The organism is Streptomyces fagopyri, from assembly GCF_009498275.1.
Lineage (GTDB): Bacteria > Actinomycetota > Actinomycetes > Streptomycetales > Streptomycetaceae > Streptomyces > Streptomyces fagopyri.
Genome location: NZ_CP045643.1, coordinates 5673973 through 5690613, shown reverse-complemented (window position 1 = coordinate 5690613; position 16641 = coordinate 5673973). Strand labels below are relative to the sequence as shown.

Annotated in this window: 12 protein-coding genes; 2 read left to right on the top strand and 10 right to left on the bottom strand. The window is 72.2% G+C overall.

Annotated features, from left to right (window positions below):
- Positions 1–319: 319 nt before the first annotated feature.
- The 4 genes from GFH48_RS24475 to GFH48_RS24460 form a co-directional block, all read right to left on the bottom strand.
- Complete coding sequence (locus GFH48_RS24475) at positions 320–2770, bottom strand: HelD family protein (RefSeq protein ID WP_153290305.1); 2451 nt, start codon at positions 2768–2770, stop codon at positions 320–322.
- Between the two features lie 83 nt (positions 2771–2853).
- On the bottom strand, positions 2854–3636 hold the full coding sequence (locus GFH48_RS24470; RefSeq protein WP_153290304.1) for a zf-HC2 domain-containing protein: 783 nt from the start codon (positions 3634–3636) through the stop codon (positions 2854–2856).
- A gap of 38 nt (positions 3637–3674) precedes the next feature.
- Positions 3675–4271, bottom strand: coding sequence for a sigma-70 family RNA polymerase sigma factor (locus GFH48_RS24465; protein ID WP_153290303.1), 597 nt, complete (start codon positions 4269–4271; stop codon positions 3675–3677).
- 183 nt (positions 4272–4454) lie between these two features.
- A complete protein-coding gene (locus GFH48_RS24460; protein ID WP_153290302.1) occupies positions 4455–5042 on the bottom strand; it encodes a CGNR zinc finger domain-containing protein in 588 nt (195 codons plus the stop codon).
- A 201-nt stretch (positions 5043–5243) separates the two neighbouring features.
- Here GFH48_RS24460 and GFH48_RS24455 point away from each other — a divergent pair, with 201 nt between their 5' ends.
- A complete protein-coding gene (locus GFH48_RS24455) occupies positions 5244–5798 on the top strand; it encodes an anthrone oxygenase family protein (protein WP_153290301.1) in 555 nt (184 codons plus the stop codon).
- Here the strand turns inward: GFH48_RS24455 and GFH48_RS24450 are convergent.
- From GFH48_RS24450 to GFH48_RS24425, 6 genes are all read right to left on the bottom strand, one after another.
- Positions 5747–6907 (bottom strand): uroporphyrinogen-III synthase, encoded by a 1161-nt coding sequence (locus GFH48_RS24450; RefSeq protein WP_153290300.1) that lies wholly within the window; start codon positions 6905–6907, stop codon positions 5747–5749. The two genes, GFH48_RS24455 and GFH48_RS24450, sit on opposite strands and share 52 nt — an antisense overlap.
- Before the next feature lie 100 nt (positions 6908–7007).
- Positions 7008–8387: a nitrate/nitrite transporter gene (locus GFH48_RS24445; RefSeq protein WP_153290299.1), complete on the bottom strand. Its 1380-nt coding sequence runs from the start codon at positions 8385–8387 to the stop codon at positions 7008–7010.
- Between the two features lie 182 nt (positions 8388–8569).
- Positions 8570–9907, bottom strand: coding sequence for an acyltransferase family protein (locus GFH48_RS24440; RefSeq protein ID WP_153290298.1), 1338 nt, complete (start codon positions 9905–9907; stop codon positions 8570–8572).
- Entirely contained in the window at positions 9904–12114 is a 2211-nt protein-coding gene (locus GFH48_RS24435) for a glycosyltransferase (RefSeq protein WP_153290297.1), read from the bottom strand. Before GFH48_RS24435 ends, GFH48_RS24440 begins: the two co-directional genes overlap by 4 nt.
- Positions 12114–13034, bottom strand: a complete 921-nt coding sequence (locus GFH48_RS24430; RefSeq protein WP_228120912.1) for a hypothetical protein — start codon at positions 13032–13034, stop codon at positions 12114–12116. The genes GFH48_RS24435 and GFH48_RS24430 overlap by 1 nt, the downstream gene beginning before the upstream one ends.
- Positions 13035–14038: 1004 nt before the next feature.
- Entirely contained in the window at positions 14039–15019 is a 981-nt protein-coding gene (locus tag GFH48_RS24425; RefSeq protein WP_194280661.1) for a LysR family transcriptional regulator, read from the bottom strand.
- 152 nt (positions 15020–15171) lie between these two features.
- Between GFH48_RS24425 and GFH48_RS24420 the strand changes: the two genes are divergently transcribed.
- On the top strand, positions 15172–16593 hold the full coding sequence (locus GFH48_RS24420; protein ID WP_228120910.1) for an MFS transporter: 1422 nt from the start codon (positions 15172–15174) through the stop codon (positions 16591–16593).
- Positions 16594–16641: the final 48 nt, after the last annotated feature.

Below are 16641 nucleotides of genomic sequence, written 5' to 3'. Positions count from 1 at the left end.
CGGGAACTTTTCGGAAAACGGATTCCACCGTACGAGAACCTGCCTGACGGTGGAAGGACGGACCGGGAAGGAGCACGCGCCGCGAAAATGAACTTTCGGGACGGGAATTGCCTTGCGGGGATCCTTTGTTACCGTGGACGTGACACCGGCCCGATCCAAGCCCCCGGGCCCAACCTTCGTCGCTACGAGCGACCACTTGCCGCGAGGCGAGCATGGCGGGTCGGTGTCGTGAACGCAGCGAGAGGCCCACGTCACCCCGTGACGTGGGCCTCTCGCCGTACCTCCCTCGGGCGCCCCGGCGCCCGAGGGAGGGTCTGCCTCAGTCCCGCAGCAGGTCCGGCACCCCGTCGCCGTCCGGCTCGTCCCGCTCACCGGAGACGATGGTCAGCTGCTGCGTGGCCCGGGTCAGCGCGACGTACAGGACACGCAGGCCCGCCGGCGACTCGTCGGCGATCTCCGCCGGCGAGACGACCACCGTCGCGTCGTACTCCAGCCCCTTCGCCTCCAGGCTGCCCAGCGCCACCACACGGTCGCCCAGACCGGCGAGCCAGCGGGCGGCCTCCTCGCGCCGGTTCATGGCCACGACGACGCCCACGGTGCCGTCCACCCGGTCCAGGAGGTGCGCGGCCTCGGCGCGCACGGTCTGCGCGAGCGTGTCCTTCACGACGGCGAAGCGCGGTGCCACGCCGGTGGAACGGACCGCCGACGGGGACTCGGACCCCGGCATGGCGAGCGCCAGGACCTTCGCGGCCAGCTCGGCGATCTCGGCCGGGTTGCGGTAGTTCACGGTCAGGGTGAAACGGCGCCGGGGACGGCTGCCCAGCGCCTCGTCACGGGCCTGTGCGGCCTCGTCCGGGTCGGACCAGGAGGACTGGGCGGGGTCGCCGACGACGGTCCAGGTGGCGTGCCGCCCGCGTCTGCCCACCATCCGCCACTGCATGGGCGTGATGTCCTGCGCCTCGTCGAGGATGACGTGCGCGTACTCGGTCCGCTCCTGGGCCAGCCGCTCGGCCCGCTCGCGCTGCGACTCCTCGCGCACGGGCATCAGCTCGTCGAGACCGGTGAGCTGGTCCAGCGGGTCCAGGTCACGCCGTTTCCTGGGCCGGGCGGGCGCGCCGAGGATCGCCTGGAGCTCGTCCAGCATCGCCACGTCGTGCACGGACAGACCGTCCCGCTTGAGCGAGCGTGCCACCCGGCGGACCTCGCCCGGGTTCAGGATGCGCCGCGCCCACCGTCCGAGCCGCCGCTCGTCGGCCATCGCCGCCAGCACACCGCGCGGGGTCAGCTCCGGCCACCACGCGTCCAGGAACGCGATGAAACTGTCCTCGGAGGCGACGTCCTCGTCGAACGACGAGCGCAGCTCCGCGGCCAGCTCGGGGTCCGAGTGCCGGGTACCGGCGCCGGACTGCGCCCACAGCGCGTCCAGCAGCAGCTTGCGGGCGCGCGGGCGCAGCAGGTTCACCGGGGCGGTCCCGCTCAGCGCGCTCTGCTTGACCCGGTCCAGCTCGGCGGCCTCCAGCTCCAGGCGCCGCCCGAAGGCGACGACCCGCAGCCGGACGGGCGGTCCGGCGGGGGTCTCGGGGGTGTCCGCGCCGAAGGCGAGCTGCTCCGCGGAGCCCGCGGGGCCCCGGCCGGAGCCCCGCTCGGGCCGGCGCGGGCCGGAGCCCTGCCGGAAGCCGCCGGGCGCCTCCAGCGCCCCGCGCGCCGCCTTCCGGAGCACCTTGAGCATGCGGTAGGAGCCCTTGGCGCGGGCGACGGCCGGCGAGTCGTACAGGGTGGCCTCCGCGTCGTCGACGAGGGAGCCGATGGCGCGGATGGCAACCTGGCCCTCCTCGCCGAGGGAGGGCAGCACGCCCTCGGTGTAGGCGACCAGGAGCGGGGTCGGGGAGACGATCAGGATGCCGCCCGCGTACCGGCGGCGGTCCTGGTAGAGGAGGTAGGCGGCGCGGTGCAGGGCGACGGCTGTCTTGCCGGTGCCCGGTCCGCCCTCCACGTACGTCACGGAGGCGGCGGGGGCCCGGATCACCAGGTCCTGTTCCGCCTGGATGGACGCCACGATGTCCCGCATGGTGTGGCTGCGGGCCTGGCCGAGGGCGGCCATGAGGGCGCCGTCGCCGACCACCGGGAGCGTCCGGCCGTCCAGGGTGGCCTGGAGCTCCGGCCGCATCAGGTCGTCCTCGACCCCGAGGACCCTGCGGCCCTTGGAACGGATCACCCGGCGCCGGACCACCCGGCCCGGGTCGACCGGCGTCGAACGGTAGAAGGGAGCCGCGGCGGGCGCCCGCCAGTCGATGACGAGCGGCGCGTAGTCCGCGTCCAGCACCCCGATGCGGCCGATGTGGAGCGTCTCGGCGATGGAGGCGTGCCGGCCGGTCTCGTCCTCGCGGACCGCGCCCTCGGCCGGTTCGACGGCCGTGTAGGCGCCGTCCGGCCCCTTCTTGCCGTCCTTCCCTGGCAGGAGGTCGATCCGGCCGAAGAGGAAGTCCTCGAACTCGTTGTTGAGGCGGTTGAGGTGGATTCCCGCCCGGAACACCTGGGCGTCACGCTCCGCGAGCGCTCCCGGTGTACCGACCTGGCCGCGCTGGGCGGCGTCGTTCATGAGGAACTCCGCCTCGTGGATCTTCTCCTCGAGGCGCCGGTACACCCGGTCCAGATGTTGCTGCTCGATCCCGATCTCCCGCTCCCGTACGGAGTCGTCCTTGACGGACTCCTCCGGCACGGAACCGTGGACCGGGCCGAGCGCGGTTTCCTGCTGAGCCTGAGCGGCCACCGGGCCCCCTTCTGACGTGCTGGGCAGCCGTCAACCGTACGCGAAGGGGACCCCGTGAGGCTACGTGCGCGCCCTGGCGGGGGTCACGCCTTCACCTGTACGAGCTGCTTGCCGTCGAAGGTCATGACCTCGAAGTGGTCGATCTGGTTCGGCTTGAAGGCCGCTCCGCCGTGCACGTACAGGGGGTTCTTCGCCTGTTCGGTCGTGGCGCCCGGGATGCCGTAGCCCCAGTCGGGGACCGACCAGGAGGTGACCGTCTCGCGCTCGCCGTTCTTGCCGACGGCGATCAGGGAGCACTTCAGCGGTCCCTTGACGTTCGAGAGCTGGAGGACCGCGTGGGTGCCCCAGTCCTTCGGCTCCACCGCGACGGTCGCTTTGACGCTGGTCTTCGGGTCCGTGGCCGTGACCTTGTCGGTCATCGTCTGGAACGCCGCCTTGGCCGGACTGGTGGCCATCGCGGCGGGCGTCTTCGTGCCGCCGTCGCCGCCGCTCACCGCCATCACGGTCAGCGGACCGCCGATGATCAGCGCGGCCGCCGCGGCCACCAGGTACATTCCGCGCCGGCGCTTGACGGCACGCCGTTGCGAGACCTCGTCGACCAGCCGTTCCGCGAGCCGTGGGCTCGGGCGGGCGGACAGCGACTCGCCGATGGCCGGGGTACCCTGCGCGGCGGGCAGATCCGCGAGCGCGGCGAGCATCGGCTCCATCCCGGCGAGCTCGTCGAGCTGCTGGCCGCACCACTCGCAGGTGGCGAGGTGGGCCTCGAAGGCCGTGGCCTCCGCGTCGTCGAGGATGCCGAGGGCGTAGGCGCCGACGGTCTCGTGGATGTTGTCACCGGGGTTCTGCTGTCCCCGTGGTCCCTGCATGGCTCCTGGACCGCCCGTTCCGTATCCCCCGTATGCGTTCACGCCGTCACCCCCCGCTCCTCCAGCGCCAGCTTCATCGACCGCAGGGCGTAGAACACCCGGGAACGGACGGTGCCGCTGGGTATGCCGAGCGTCTCGGCCGCCTCATTGACCGTACGCCCTTTGAAGTACGTTTCGACCAGAACCTCCCTGTGAGCAGGGGTCAGGTCGTCCAGCGCGTCCGACAGTGTCATCAGCCACAACGCCTTGTCGATCTCGTCCTCCGCGGGGATGACCTCCAGCGGTGCCGGGTCCACCTCCTGCGGCCGGGCCTGCCGGCTGCGGTGGCCGTCGATGACGATGCGCCGGGCGACCGTCACCAGCCAGGGTCGTACCGAACCGGTCGCCCGATTGAGCTGACCGGCGTTCTTCCAGGCACGGATGAGTGTTTCCTGTACGACGTCCTCGGCGCGCTGCCGGTCTCCGGCGACCAGCCGCAGCACGTATGCGAGCAAGGGACCCGCGTGCTCCCGGTACAGCGCACGCATCAGATCCTCGTCGGGTTCGCTGTTCGACGAAGCCGACGCGGACGGATTCATGCGATGTCGGGCCCTTGACCTTCGTTCATCATCAGCCACGGCCGAATCCTTGCGCACGCCTACCTCCGGTGTCCGGGGGTTCCCCCAGTCGGTCGCTCATGACGGGGTACGTGCGGGGTCGGGCCGGTGTTCAAAGGGACGGCGCATATTTCCTGGGGGAGTTGTGAAGATCTCTCCATGACCACGCCGCGCGATCGGAAGATCACGTAGGGGTGGGAAAGAGGGCTTCGGGGGGCGGATTCACGCGCGGGCGAGGGCGGCCCGTCGCCGGTGCCGGGCCACGCGCTCCCGGTTGCCGCACACCTCGCTCGAGCACCATCGTCGGCGCCTGCCTCGGGAGGTGTCGAGATAGACGATCGGGCAGTTGTCACCCGCGCATTGTCGCAGGCTCGCGCGCGCCGCCGGATCGGTGAGCAGTTCGAGGGCGTCACGGGCGATCACGGCGAGCAGGCCGGGACAGCCGGGCGGCTCGTGCAGCGCGCGCCGCAGCGAGCCGTCCTCGGTGCGTACGGCCGCGGGGGCGGGCGGGGCCGCGAGGGCGAGCGCGTTGACCCGGGCGAGCGCCGTCTCGGCGGGCCGGCCGTCCAGTTCCCCGCGGACCAACCGGGCCACTTGGCCGCGTAGTTCGCGAAAGCCCACGAGCCAGGAGGGATCGGCCGCGGACAGCGGTGTGCCCGCCGGGACGAGACCGGACCGGGTGATCCAGACCCGCAACCGGTCCACCGCGTCGAGCCGTTCCTCCGGGTGGGTGGTCGCCAGGAGGTCCAGGCAGATCCGCCCGGAGTCGAACCGCAACTCGTACGAGGCCGTGGCCATGCCCGACGCCATGTGCCTTTCACCGCCTTGGGGTTACCGCCGTGGGGGTAACCCCTACAGTGCATGCCCGCGCGCGCCGCCGGAAGACCCGGTACCGCACAGGCCGTGGACACGCGCGGGGGCCGCGGCGCGGGCCGCCGCGTGGACGTCCGCTTATGCGACCGCGCGCCTCGGCCATGTCCCCTTTCCGGCCACGCCGGTTGACTCGGAGTCATGACAGACAACAGCAGGCGGCGGCCGTCGGCCGCCGCAGGTGTCCTGGGCGCGGCCACGGTCGCGACGGGTCTGGTCGCCGGGGTCTTCTACATCTTCGCCTGCGACGTCATGCCGGCGCTGGCGCGCAGCGACGACCGCGTCTTCATCGAGGTCATGGTGAACATCAACGACGTGATCCAGAACCCGGTGTTCTTCCTGAGCTTCCTGGGCGCACCGGTCCTCACGGCCGTCTCCGCCCGGCAGTTGCGCGGATGCCCCCACCGCCGGTGGGTGTGGGTCGCCCTGGCCGCCTGCGTGCTGGCCCTCCTCGTCACCGCCGTCGTGAACGTCCCGCTCAACGACCGGCTGGCGGACGCGGGCGACCCGGCGCGGATCGCCGACCCGGCCGCCGTGCGCGAGCGCTTCGAGGACGCCTGGGTCACCTGGAACGTCGTACGGGCCCTGCTGTCGACGTGCGCCCTGGCCTGCCTCGCGCGTGCCCTGTTCCTCCACCGCGAGGCCTACCCGTCCGCGTACTTGGCGTCGGCGGCCGGGTCGAGGGCCAGCCGGTAGCCGCGCTTGACCACGGTCTGGATGAGGCCGGGAGCGCCCAGCGCGGTGCGCAGCCGGGCCATGGCCGTCTCGACGGCGTGCTCGTCCCGGCCGGCGCCCGGCAGCGCCCGCAGCAGCTCGGACCTCGCCACCACCCAGCCCGGCCGCCTCGACAGGGCCCGCAGCAGCGACATCCCGGCGGGCGGTACGGGACGCAGCGCGCGGCCGACCAGCACCGCGTGCCCGCGGATCTCCACCCGGTGTCCGGCGATCGGCAGCGTGCGGGCGCGGCCCGGGAGTTCCTGGCAGAGCAGTTGGACGAGGGGGCCGAGCCGGAAGCGCTCGGGCTGGACCGTCGCGACGCCGTGGGCCTGGAGCGGAAGCGCGGTGACCGGGCCGACGCAGGCGGGCAGCACGTCGTGGTGGAGGGCGGCGAGCAGGTCGGGGAGCAGGCCGCGGGCCTCGGCGCGGGACAGCAGGGAGGCGGCGGCGGGCGCGCTGGTGAAGGTGAGCGCGTCCAGGCCCCGGGTGACGGTGGCGTCCAGCAGCCGGTCGACGGGTCCGATGTCCTCCGGGGGCATCCACCGGTACACCGGCACGGGCACCACCTCGGCGCCCGCCGCCCGCAGCGACTCCACGAACCCGGGCAGCGGTTCACCGTGCAGCTGTACGGCGATCCGGCGGCCCTCCACGCCCTGGGCCAGGAGCCGGTCGAGCACCTCCGCCATGGACTCGGAGGACGGCGACCACTCCTCGGTCAGTCCCTGGGCCCGTATCGCGCCCTTGACCTTGGGACCGCGCGCGAGGACCTCGACCTCGCGCAGCCGTCCGAGCAGGGCCTCGCCGAGTCCCCATCCGTCGGCGGCCTCGATCCAGCCGCGGAAGCCGATGGCGGTCGTGGCCACCGCGATGTCCGGGGCCCGGTCGATCAGTTCCCCGGTGGCGGCGAGCAGTTCGCCGTCGTCGGCGAGCGGCACGATACGCAGGGCGGGGGCGTGCTGGACACAGGCGCCGCGCCGCTGGAGCAGCGCGCCGAGCTCGTCGGCCCGGCGTGCGGCCGTCACGCCCACGGTGAACCCCGAGAGGGGGCCGTGGTCCTGCGGGGCGGGTCGCTGCGGTTCCTCGTACATGGGTCTCGTCTCACGCTGGAGTCGTCGTGCGCTTGCGGCCGACCGAGCCTGTCAACGCCCCGTGACAGGCCCGGTTCCCCGTGATGTCACCCGTGTTACGTCAGACCTCGGCGTAGTCGAGCCGCGGCTTCGCCTCCGCGGCTGCGACGGTCCGGGTCCGGGGTGCGGGCCCGCGAAGGTATACGGCCCAGGTGACCGCGAAGCACAGCCCGTAGAAGGCGAGGAAGGCCACGAACGCGCCGGTGCCGGAGCCGTAGGTGAGGAAGGACTGCCGCAGGGCGAGGTTGATGCCGACGCCGCCGAGCGCGCCCACCGCGCCGATGAGTCCCATGGAGGCCCCCGACAGCCGCCGCCCGTAGGAGGCGGCCTCCTCCCCGCGCAGGCCCCGGGCGACCGCCTTGGCCCGGAAGATCCCGGGGATCATCTTGTACGTCGAGCCGTTGCCGAGCCCGGTGAGCACGAACAGCGCGATGAACGCGACCGTGAACAGCGGCAACGACCGCTGGACCGACGCGGCCACGACGGCCCCGGTCGCGCCTGCCATGGCGACGAAGTTCCACAGCGTGATCCGCGCCCCGCCGTACCGGTCGGCGAGCCGTCCGCCGACGGGCCGGATCAGCGAGCCGAGCAGCGGGCCGACGAAGGTGACGTACGCCGCCTGCAGGGGCGTACGGCCGAACTCGTTCTGCAGCACCTGCCCGAAGGCGAAGCCGTAGCCGATGAACGACCCGAAGGTGCCGATGTAGAGGAAGGCCATGATCCAGGTGTGCGCGTCCCTCGCGGCGTCCTTGGCGGCGCCGGTGTCGTTGCGCACGGACGCGATGTTGTCCATGAAGACGGCGGCCAGCACGGCGGCGACGAGGACGAGCGGGATGTAGACGCCGATCAGCACGCGGGGCCCGCCGCCGGCGCCGATGATCGCGAGCGCCACGAGCTGGATGACGGGCACGCCGATGTTGCCGCCGCCCGCGTTGAGACCGAGCGCCCAGCCCTTGCGGCGCAGCGGGAAGAACGCGTTGATGTTGGTCATGCTGGAGGCGAAGTTGCCGCCGCCGATGCCGGCGAGCAAGCCGACCAGCAGGAAGGTGGAGAACGAGGTGCCCGGTTCCATCACCACGAACGCGGCGACGGTCGGCACGAGCAGCAGGCAGGCCGAGACGATCGTCCAGTTCCTGCCGCCGAAGACCGCCACCGCGAAGGTGTAGGGCACCCGCACCAGGGCCCCGACCAGCGTCACCATCGACGTGAGCAGGAACTTGTCGGCGGGGGTGAGCCCGTACTCGGGCCCCATGAAGAGCACCATGACCGACCACAGGGTCCAGACCGAGAAGCCGATGTGCTCGGAGAGCACGGACAGGAGCAGGTTGCGCCGGGCCACCTTCGCCCCCGTCTCGTTCCAGAAGGTCTCGTCCTCCGGATCCCACTCCTCGATCCACCGGCCTCCCCTGTTCCGGGCGGGGACTGTGCTCGGGGCTGTCATGACGCCTCCACGGTTCTCCGGTGCGGTGCCCAGGCGTCGGCCGACGACCTGCTGAGTCCCGAAGGTAGGGAGGACGCGTTTCCGGGCTGTGGCCGCGAGTGACCGGAGCGGAACGTTGCTCTCACCACAGAGCGGGGGCGACGGTGAGGAATCCCCGGCGTACCGTCGCCACCCGCCCGGGTCTAGGCCCGGCGGCTGCCCCGTGCGGGTGACCCTGGCGATGACCGGGGCGGGGACTGGGGCGGGGACTGGGGCGCGATCCGGTGGTTGCCCCGTGAGGCGCCGCCCCTCGGCTTCGCTCCGTTCGGCCACAGCCGCGGGCTGCGCTTCGCCGCGATGTCCTCGATCCAGCCGAAGGCCAGGACGGCCAGGGCTGTCAGAGGCCACACCAGGACGAACGTCCACAGCGTGTACGTCGCGTCCAGGGCCCCCGTCGCACGGTCGCTGTCCATGAAGGGGAGGTCGTACATCTGGTCGAGGATCGGGACCGTGGCCATGATCAGCATGTTGTGCCACAGATAGATGGTGACCGCGCGGTTGTTGGACAGCGTCACCAGCTTGTCCCACCTGGCCAGGCGGCCCGGCAGTTCCTTCCAGGACGGGCTGTACTGGAGCAGGATCACCACGAAGCCGAAGGACCACAGCGCGTCGGCCAGCGGGATGTCGTTCAGGTCCCAGCCCTCGGAGCCCGGATGCCCCGAGGCCCACCACAGGGCGAAGGCCATCATCATCGTCGAGCACGAGATCGCGAGGTAGCGGGGGACCTTCACCAGCATCCCCTCGTGGTGGGCGAACCCGAGGACCCAGCAGCCGCCGTAGACCGCGAAGTCGGTGACGGCGTTGCCCGTCTCGCCCGGGAGGATGACCAGCCCGGTGCCGACCACCGCCGTGAGCGCGAGCGGAGCCAGCAGGGTCGTCCGGGGAACGCGGCGGAACGCCCACAGCAGAAGCGGGGACGCGACCACGAACCACAGGTAGGCGCGCAGGTACCAGAGCGGGCCCGCCGCCTGTTCCGCCCAGGTCGAGTCCAGCAGACCCGAATCGGAGCCGGCGTGCGCGGGATACGGCGGGGCGCCGACCGGGAGGATGTAGTTGAGGACGTCGGCGACTCCCTGGACGCCGCCGCCGGTGTCCGGGTCGTGCGCGGGGTTCCAGCCGCCCGCGAACATCAGGGCCAGTACGACCGCGCTGAAGGCCCAGAGCGGGGGCAGCAGACGACGCACGCGCCCCCGGATCACCCCCAGGGCCGGGCGTTCGAGCGAGCGGGCCATCAGCGAGCCCGCCAGCGCGAACATCACGCCCATGGAGGGGAACAGGATCGACAGCCACGCCCAGCCGAAGAGGTGGTAGACGACCACCCGGACCAGGGCGATCGAGCGCAGCAGATCGAGGTAGCGGTCACGGCCCGGCTTCCCGGCGGGCGCCGCGGGCGCCGGCGCGGACACCTCCGCCGGTCCGGTACTGATCTGCGGGGCGCCCAGGGGCGGGGTCGCACCCGCCGTGTACTCGTGCGTCGTCATGCGACCGGCCTCCGGTCCTTCCCGCTCCGGGCCGTCCGCTGCCGCGGGATCGCCCCCGGCGCCTCCACCACGCCCGTACGCCGGAGTTTCTGCCAGCGCAGCCGGCCTCCGGTGAGGGCGGTGATCCAGGACTGGATCAGGACCATGTACATCAACTGCCGGTAGAGGATCTGCTGGAGCGGGAGCGATATGAGGTGGGTCATGCGTTCGCGGTCCAGACGGAAGGCGTACGCCGCGCAGACCGCCTGGACGGCGAGGACACCGAGCCACGCGATGATCGTCTTCTGTGTCGGCCCGAACACCACGCCGTAGAGCAGGAAGACGTCGATCAGCGGGGCGAGCAGCGGGGCCAGCACCATGAACAGCGACACCAGCGGCAGGCCCACCCGTCCGAAGCGGCCCGAGGGTCCCTTCTCCACGACGGCCCCGCGGTGCTTCCAGATCGCCTGCATCGTGCCGTACGACCAGCGGTAGCGCTGGGACCAGAGCTGCTGCACGGACTCCGGGGCCTCGGTCCACGCGCGCGCCTTCTCCGCGTACACCACCCGCCAGCCGTCGCGGTGCAGGGCCATCGTGATGTCGGTGTCCTCGGCGAGCGTGTCGTCGCTCATGCCGCCGACCCGGTCCAGGGCGGAGCGGCGGAAGGCGCCGACCGCGCCGGGGATGGTCGGCATGCAGCGCAGGATGTCGTACATCCGGCGGTCGAGGTTGAAGCCCATCACGTACTCGATGTGCTGCCAGGCACCGATGAGGGAGTCGCGGTTGCCGACCTTCGCGTTGCCGGCGACGGCGCCGACGCCCGGGTCCGCGAAGGGCTGCACCAGTTCACCGACGGTGGCCGGTTCGAAGACGGTGTCGCCGTCCATCATCACGACGATGTCGTGCCGGGCGTTGGCCACACCCCGGTTGAGGGCCGCGGGCTTGCCCGCGTTGAGCTGGCGCACGACACGGACGTTCGGCAGCCGCAGGTCCTCGACGATCCGGGCCGTCCCGTCGCTCGAACCGTCGTCGACGACCACCACCTCGACGGGGTGCTCGCTCGCCATGAGCGAACGGACCGTGTTCTCGATGCACTTGGCCTCGTTGTACGCCGGCACGAGCACCGACACCGGTTCGGTGACCGGGACCGGTCCCCAGCGGAAGCCGTCGCGGCGCACCCGGCGGGCGTGCGCGGCGGAGAGCGCCAGCATCATGCCGAACCGGGTGAAGACCAGGACGCCGACGACGGCGATACCGGCGACCAGGACGTCGGTGACGGCGTCGGAGGCCCCCACCAGGTGGATCCACGCCTTGCCCTTCCACAGGTCGAGGCCGGTCACCGGGGTGTGCGCGCTGGGGGCGTCCAGCGCCTGGGTGAGGTTCTGGAACTCGTAGCCCCGCCGCTGGAGTCGGGGCAGGAACCTGTCGAGCGCCTCCACCGTCTGGTGCCGGTCACCGCCGGAGTCGTGCATGAGGACGATCGCGCCCTTGCCGCCCTTGGGCGTGGCGCGACGGATGATCTCGTCGACGCCGGGCTTCTGCCAGTCCTCGCTGTCGGTGTTGTTGACGACGGTGATGTAGCCACGGGTGCCGATGTACTTCGTCACCGGCCAGGACTTGTTGTCCATGGCGTCGGCGAAGGAGGAGTACGGGGGGCGGAAGAGGGAGGTCCGGATGCCCGCCGCGCCCTCCAGGGCCAGCTGGCTCTGGGACAGCTCCCAGTCGATGCGTCCCTTCGACTGGTAGGAGAGGTCGGGGTGGTTGAAGGTGTGGAGGCCGACCTCGTGCCCCTCCTCGACCATGCGCCGCACCAGCTCCGGATAGCGCGAGGCCATGGTGCCGGTGACGAAGAAGACGGCGTGCGCGTGGTGCTTCTTGAGGACGTCGAGGACCTTGGGCGTCCACTTCGGGTCCGGACCGTCGTCGAAGGTGAGGACGAGCCGGTGGTCGGGGACGCTCAGGCTGGTCGTGCGGCCACCGCGGGTGTCGATGACCGGGCCGCCGTCGAGGATCCTCTCGGGCACCTTGTCGGTGACGGCCTCGGGCTGGATGCGGTGGTCGGCGAGGATCTCGCTGTGGACGTAGCCGCGCAGCATCAGCATGGCGAGCAGGGCGACGAGGAGCAGCGAAGGCAGCAGGAAACGCATCGGCAGCCTTCGGCGCCGGGCGTGGGGAACCGGGTGCCGCGCACGGGCGGCGGACCCGTGCGCACTGGTACGGGAAGCCATCAGACGAGGTTCTCCGGGGACGGGGTGCCGGGGCTGCCGGGCGCGGTGCCTAAGGGGCGCGGGGCGAGGGGGCCGTCGGCGACGGTCCCGCTGTCACCGCCGAGCGGGCTCTGTGAGGGGCCCGCGGAGGGGTCCGCCGAGACGGTGGGGGTGGGCGAGCCGGACACCGGCGGGGACGGTTCGACGACCGGTGCCTTGGTGGTGCCGGCGCTCGGCTCCGGCTTGGTGGTGGTGGACGCCGAGGGCTTGGGGTGCGCGGAGACGCCCGACGAGGGCACGGCGCTGCCCGACGCGGCGGGCTTCGGGGCGACGCCCGCGGCCGGCGTGGTGCCGTCGCCGACCGCCGCGCCCGCGCCGGGTGCGGCGCCGCTCGCGTCGGAGGGCTTCACCGAGTCGGTGGGCAGCGGTGAGGTGTGCACCTGCCCGGCCGGCGTGTCGTCCTCCTGGCCCGGCACCGGCAGCCAGGGCGCGTCGGAGCTGCCCGACAGCAGCGTGGCGACGATGACCACGGCGTACACGGCGCAGGCGATGCCGACCAGGATGCCGAGCCGGCGGAATCTGCGGCTGCGGCGCCCCGACTCGTCGACGAAGACCGGACCGTCCGAACTGTCGGGAGCGCCGGGGACGCCCTCGGTCTCCCCGACGAGCCGGTCCTCCAGCCGTCGTCCGGTGCCGTCGAGTTGGACGGTCACCTCGTGGGGGTCGTGGGTGTGGTCCGGCTCTTCGGGCCGCTCCCAGGGGACGGAGGCGAAGGCGGCACGGGGGCCGCTCCGGGGCGGGCCGCCGGCCGCGCTCCGCGGGCTCGCGTCGGCCGGGCGGTCCGGGCCGGTCCGGCGCGCGGCCGCGAGCGGGCCGCCCGCCATCGCCGGCCATCCGGCCACGGCCCGGCCTTCGGCCTCACCGCGAGAGTCCGGACCCACCGGGCTCTCCGTCGGCACCGGACGATCCGAACCCATCCGGCTCTCCGCCGATACCGGCCGGTTCACCGACGCCGGACGATCTGTCGCCGCGGACCGAGCGGACTGATCCGCCACCGCCGAACGATCCACCGCCGCAGGTCGATCCGCCGGCATCGGGCTGTCCACCGGCATCGCGCGGTCCGTCGATGTCGGACGGTCCCCCGATACCGGGCGGTCCCCCGATGCCGGACGGTCCGTCGACACCGGACGGTCCGTCGACACCGGGCGGTCCGTCGACACCGGACGGTCCGTCGACACCGGACGGTCCTCGGACACCGCACGATCGGCCGATGCCGGGCTGTCCTCGGACATCGCACGGTCCTCATGCACCGCGCGGTCGTCGGACATCGCACGCAACGCCCAACTCGGGCGGCCCACGCCGATTCTCCGGTCCGGACCGGATCTGCGGTCCGTACCTATTCGGCGGTCCACCCCGATTCCGGGTTCCGTCCCGATCCCGGGTTCCGTCCCGAATCGGGGTTCCGTCCCGAATCGGGGTTCCGTCCCGATTCGCGGCGGCGTTGGCGCACCCCATTCCACCGCAGCTCCACGAGCTGTTTCGGCATCGTGTTCGACCTTGGTCTCAGATTCCGCTTCTGCGGCGCGCGGGACGCTGGAGCCGATTCCGGCCTGCGGCCAGGTCGACGTCGCCTCGGCCGCATCGGGCCAGACAAAAGGGGCATCAGGGCCGTCCGGCACCACGTCGCCGGCTGGTCGCCGTTCCGACGGATCAGGACGCGGACCGTCCGCGTGATCACCGTTCGAGTGATCAGGTTGGGCTTCTTTTCGCCACTTCTCCACGTGCACGTACATCCCCCCAGGGACGGATTTCGGGTGCGCGCACGAGTCCGGGCGCTATTCGCTCGCCGTTCGAAACAGGCCCCCACCCGTTCCGAGCGCCCCCTTTACCACGCTGAACCCGGAAGATGAATGTAGCGCACATAAGGGACCAGTGTGGTTATGTGTCAATCCTGCCTCGCCATGATGTCCGCGTCATTGGCCGGAATCCAACCGTCCACGGGGCGTAGCAACCAGCCTTCCTCTGCCGCGAGTTCGGCCGCCGCACGTCGTAGAGCAGCGATGCCGGGATGCTCCAGCCCCTTTCGCCACACCAGCGACACAGGAGACAGGGGAATAGGTTCGATCAAACGTTTGCGTACGGTTTCGGACATCGTCGGAAAGTCCACGACGGCCAGTACGGGATTCCGTTTCTTCGTCATGATCCGCCGGAACTCCTCGATTCCGAGGGCCACCGGCGCGGGGGGCGCCAGCGCGATCCCACGTCCCTCGAAGAGGTGACGCGCCAGGTCGGTCCACTCCAGCGTCCGGGGATTCCCCGCGCCGGCGTACACGGTCTCGCCCGCCAGCGCGTCCAGCGGCACCGCGTCCAGGGCGGCGAGGGGATGATCCTCGGGCAGGACGACGGCCATCGGCTCGTACCGCACGGGCTGCTGCGCGAGCCTGGCCCGGACCGCGGGAGCGAGGCCCGCGAACCGTCCGAACGACGCGTCCAGACGTCCGGCGAGGATCTCCTCGGCCGCGCCGGTGAGCCCGCTCTCGAAGCGGGCCATCAACTCGCAGTCCGGGGCCAGCGCGCGGGCCCGGTCGAGGACGCGTCCGCAGGTGAGCCCGGGGGAGTTGACGTCGACCAGCAGCGGCCGGTCCTGACCGTTGCCCGCGAACGCGGACAGCAGGGCCTCGTTCGCCTCCAGCACGCGCCGCGCGTACGGCAGCAGGCGCTCACCGTCGGCCGTCAGCGTCACCCGCCGGGTGGTCCGCGCGAACAGCTCCGCGCCGAGCTCCCGCTCCAGCCTCCGGACGTCGCGGCTCAGGGCCTGCTGAGCGACGTACAGCCGGGCGGCGGCCCGAGTGAAGTGCGACTCCTCGGCGACGGCCAGGAAGGCGCGCAGGAGACGGGGGTCGGGAGGGGCGGTGGGGCGGGGCACGGAAAGAGGGGCGGGACGGCGGCCGAGAGGCGCGCTGCGGGATGCGGCAGGAGGCCGTTGACCAGGCATCACGCGAATTTACAACGCGGATGCGTCAATCGCCGCCGAACAGGTGTTGGACCGTTCACCCCGTCCCCGGCGACGGTGGGCCCATGCCACGACAGCCCACCGAGCAGACACGCACGCCACCACCCACCACCACCGCCACCGCCACCGCAGCCACCACCCCCACCTCCACCGACATCCCGGCGCCCGCCGGCCCGGACCTCCGCCCGCGCCCCCCGAAAGCACCCCGACCCACCCGCACCCCCCGCCCGCCCCGCACCCCCTACCACCGGCTCTTCGCCGTCCCCGGTGCCCGTGCCTTCACTCTCGGGAACCTGCTCGCACGGCTGCCCATGGGCATGTTCAGCGTCAGCGCGGTCATCATGATCGCCGGGTCGCGCGGCTCCTACGCGCTGGCCGGCGCCGTGACGGCGACGGGCCTCGCGGCGACCGCGCTGGTCGCCCCCTGGACCGCGCGTCTCGTCGACCGCCACGGTCAGGCCCGGATCGCCGTGCCCGCCACGGCCTTCGCCCTGCTGGGAAGCCTCTCGCTGCTGCTGTGCGTGCGCTTCGGGGCGCCCGACTGGACCCTGTTCGCCGCGTACGCCGCCACCGCCACCACACCCAACACGGGCGGCATGTCCCGCGCCCGCTGGGCCCACCTCTTCCGCGGCGACCCCGATGCCGCGCACACCGCGAACTCCTTCGAACAGGCCGCGGACGAGCTGTGTTTCATGCTCGGCCCGGTGTGCGCGGCGTTCCTGTGCACCGCCCTCTTCCCGGAGGCGGGAACGCTGGTGGCCGGGGCCTTGCTGATGACCGGCGTCCTGGTCTTCGCCGCCCAGCGCTCCACGGAACCGCCGCCCCAGCGGCACCCGCGGTCCAAGTCCCCCGTCCTCGCCCCCGGAATGCCTCCGCTCCTGCTCGGTTTCCTCGCCACCGGCGCGGTGTTCGGTTCGATGGAGGTCGTCACGATCGCGTTCGCGGACGCCCACGGGCACCGGGCGGCCGCGGGCGCGGTGCTCGCCCTCCAGGCCGCCGGCTCGTGCGCGGCGGGACTGCTGTACGGAGCCCTGAAACCGGCGGGCCCCGCCGAACGGCGTCACCGGCTCGGCCTCGCCGCCATGACGGTCACGATGTCCCTGCCGCTGCTCGCCGCCTCGCTCACCGGCTCGCTCCCGGTGCTGGCGGGTGCGTTGCTCCTCGCCGGGACCGCCACCGCGCCGACCATGGTCACCGGCATGGCACTCGTCCAGCGGCGCACACCCGAGGGCCGCCTGAACGAGGGCATGACGCTGGCGGTGACGGGTCTGCTCGGCGGGATCGCCTGCGGCTCGGCAGCCGGGGGGTGGGTGGTGGAGCGCTTCTCCTCGTCGACGGGGTATGTCGTGCCGGTCGCGGCGGCGGCGACCGCGTTCGCGCTCTCGACTCTGACATCAGGTCGTTTTCGAGGCACTTCACCGTCTTTTCGAGGGAGTGCGCCGTCCGGCGGGTCGAACCCCTGCGCCAATTCCGACGCACCCCATTGACGCGCCCGGGACCCCCACATACCTTCCCCCGTCGAAGCGCTTCGACGC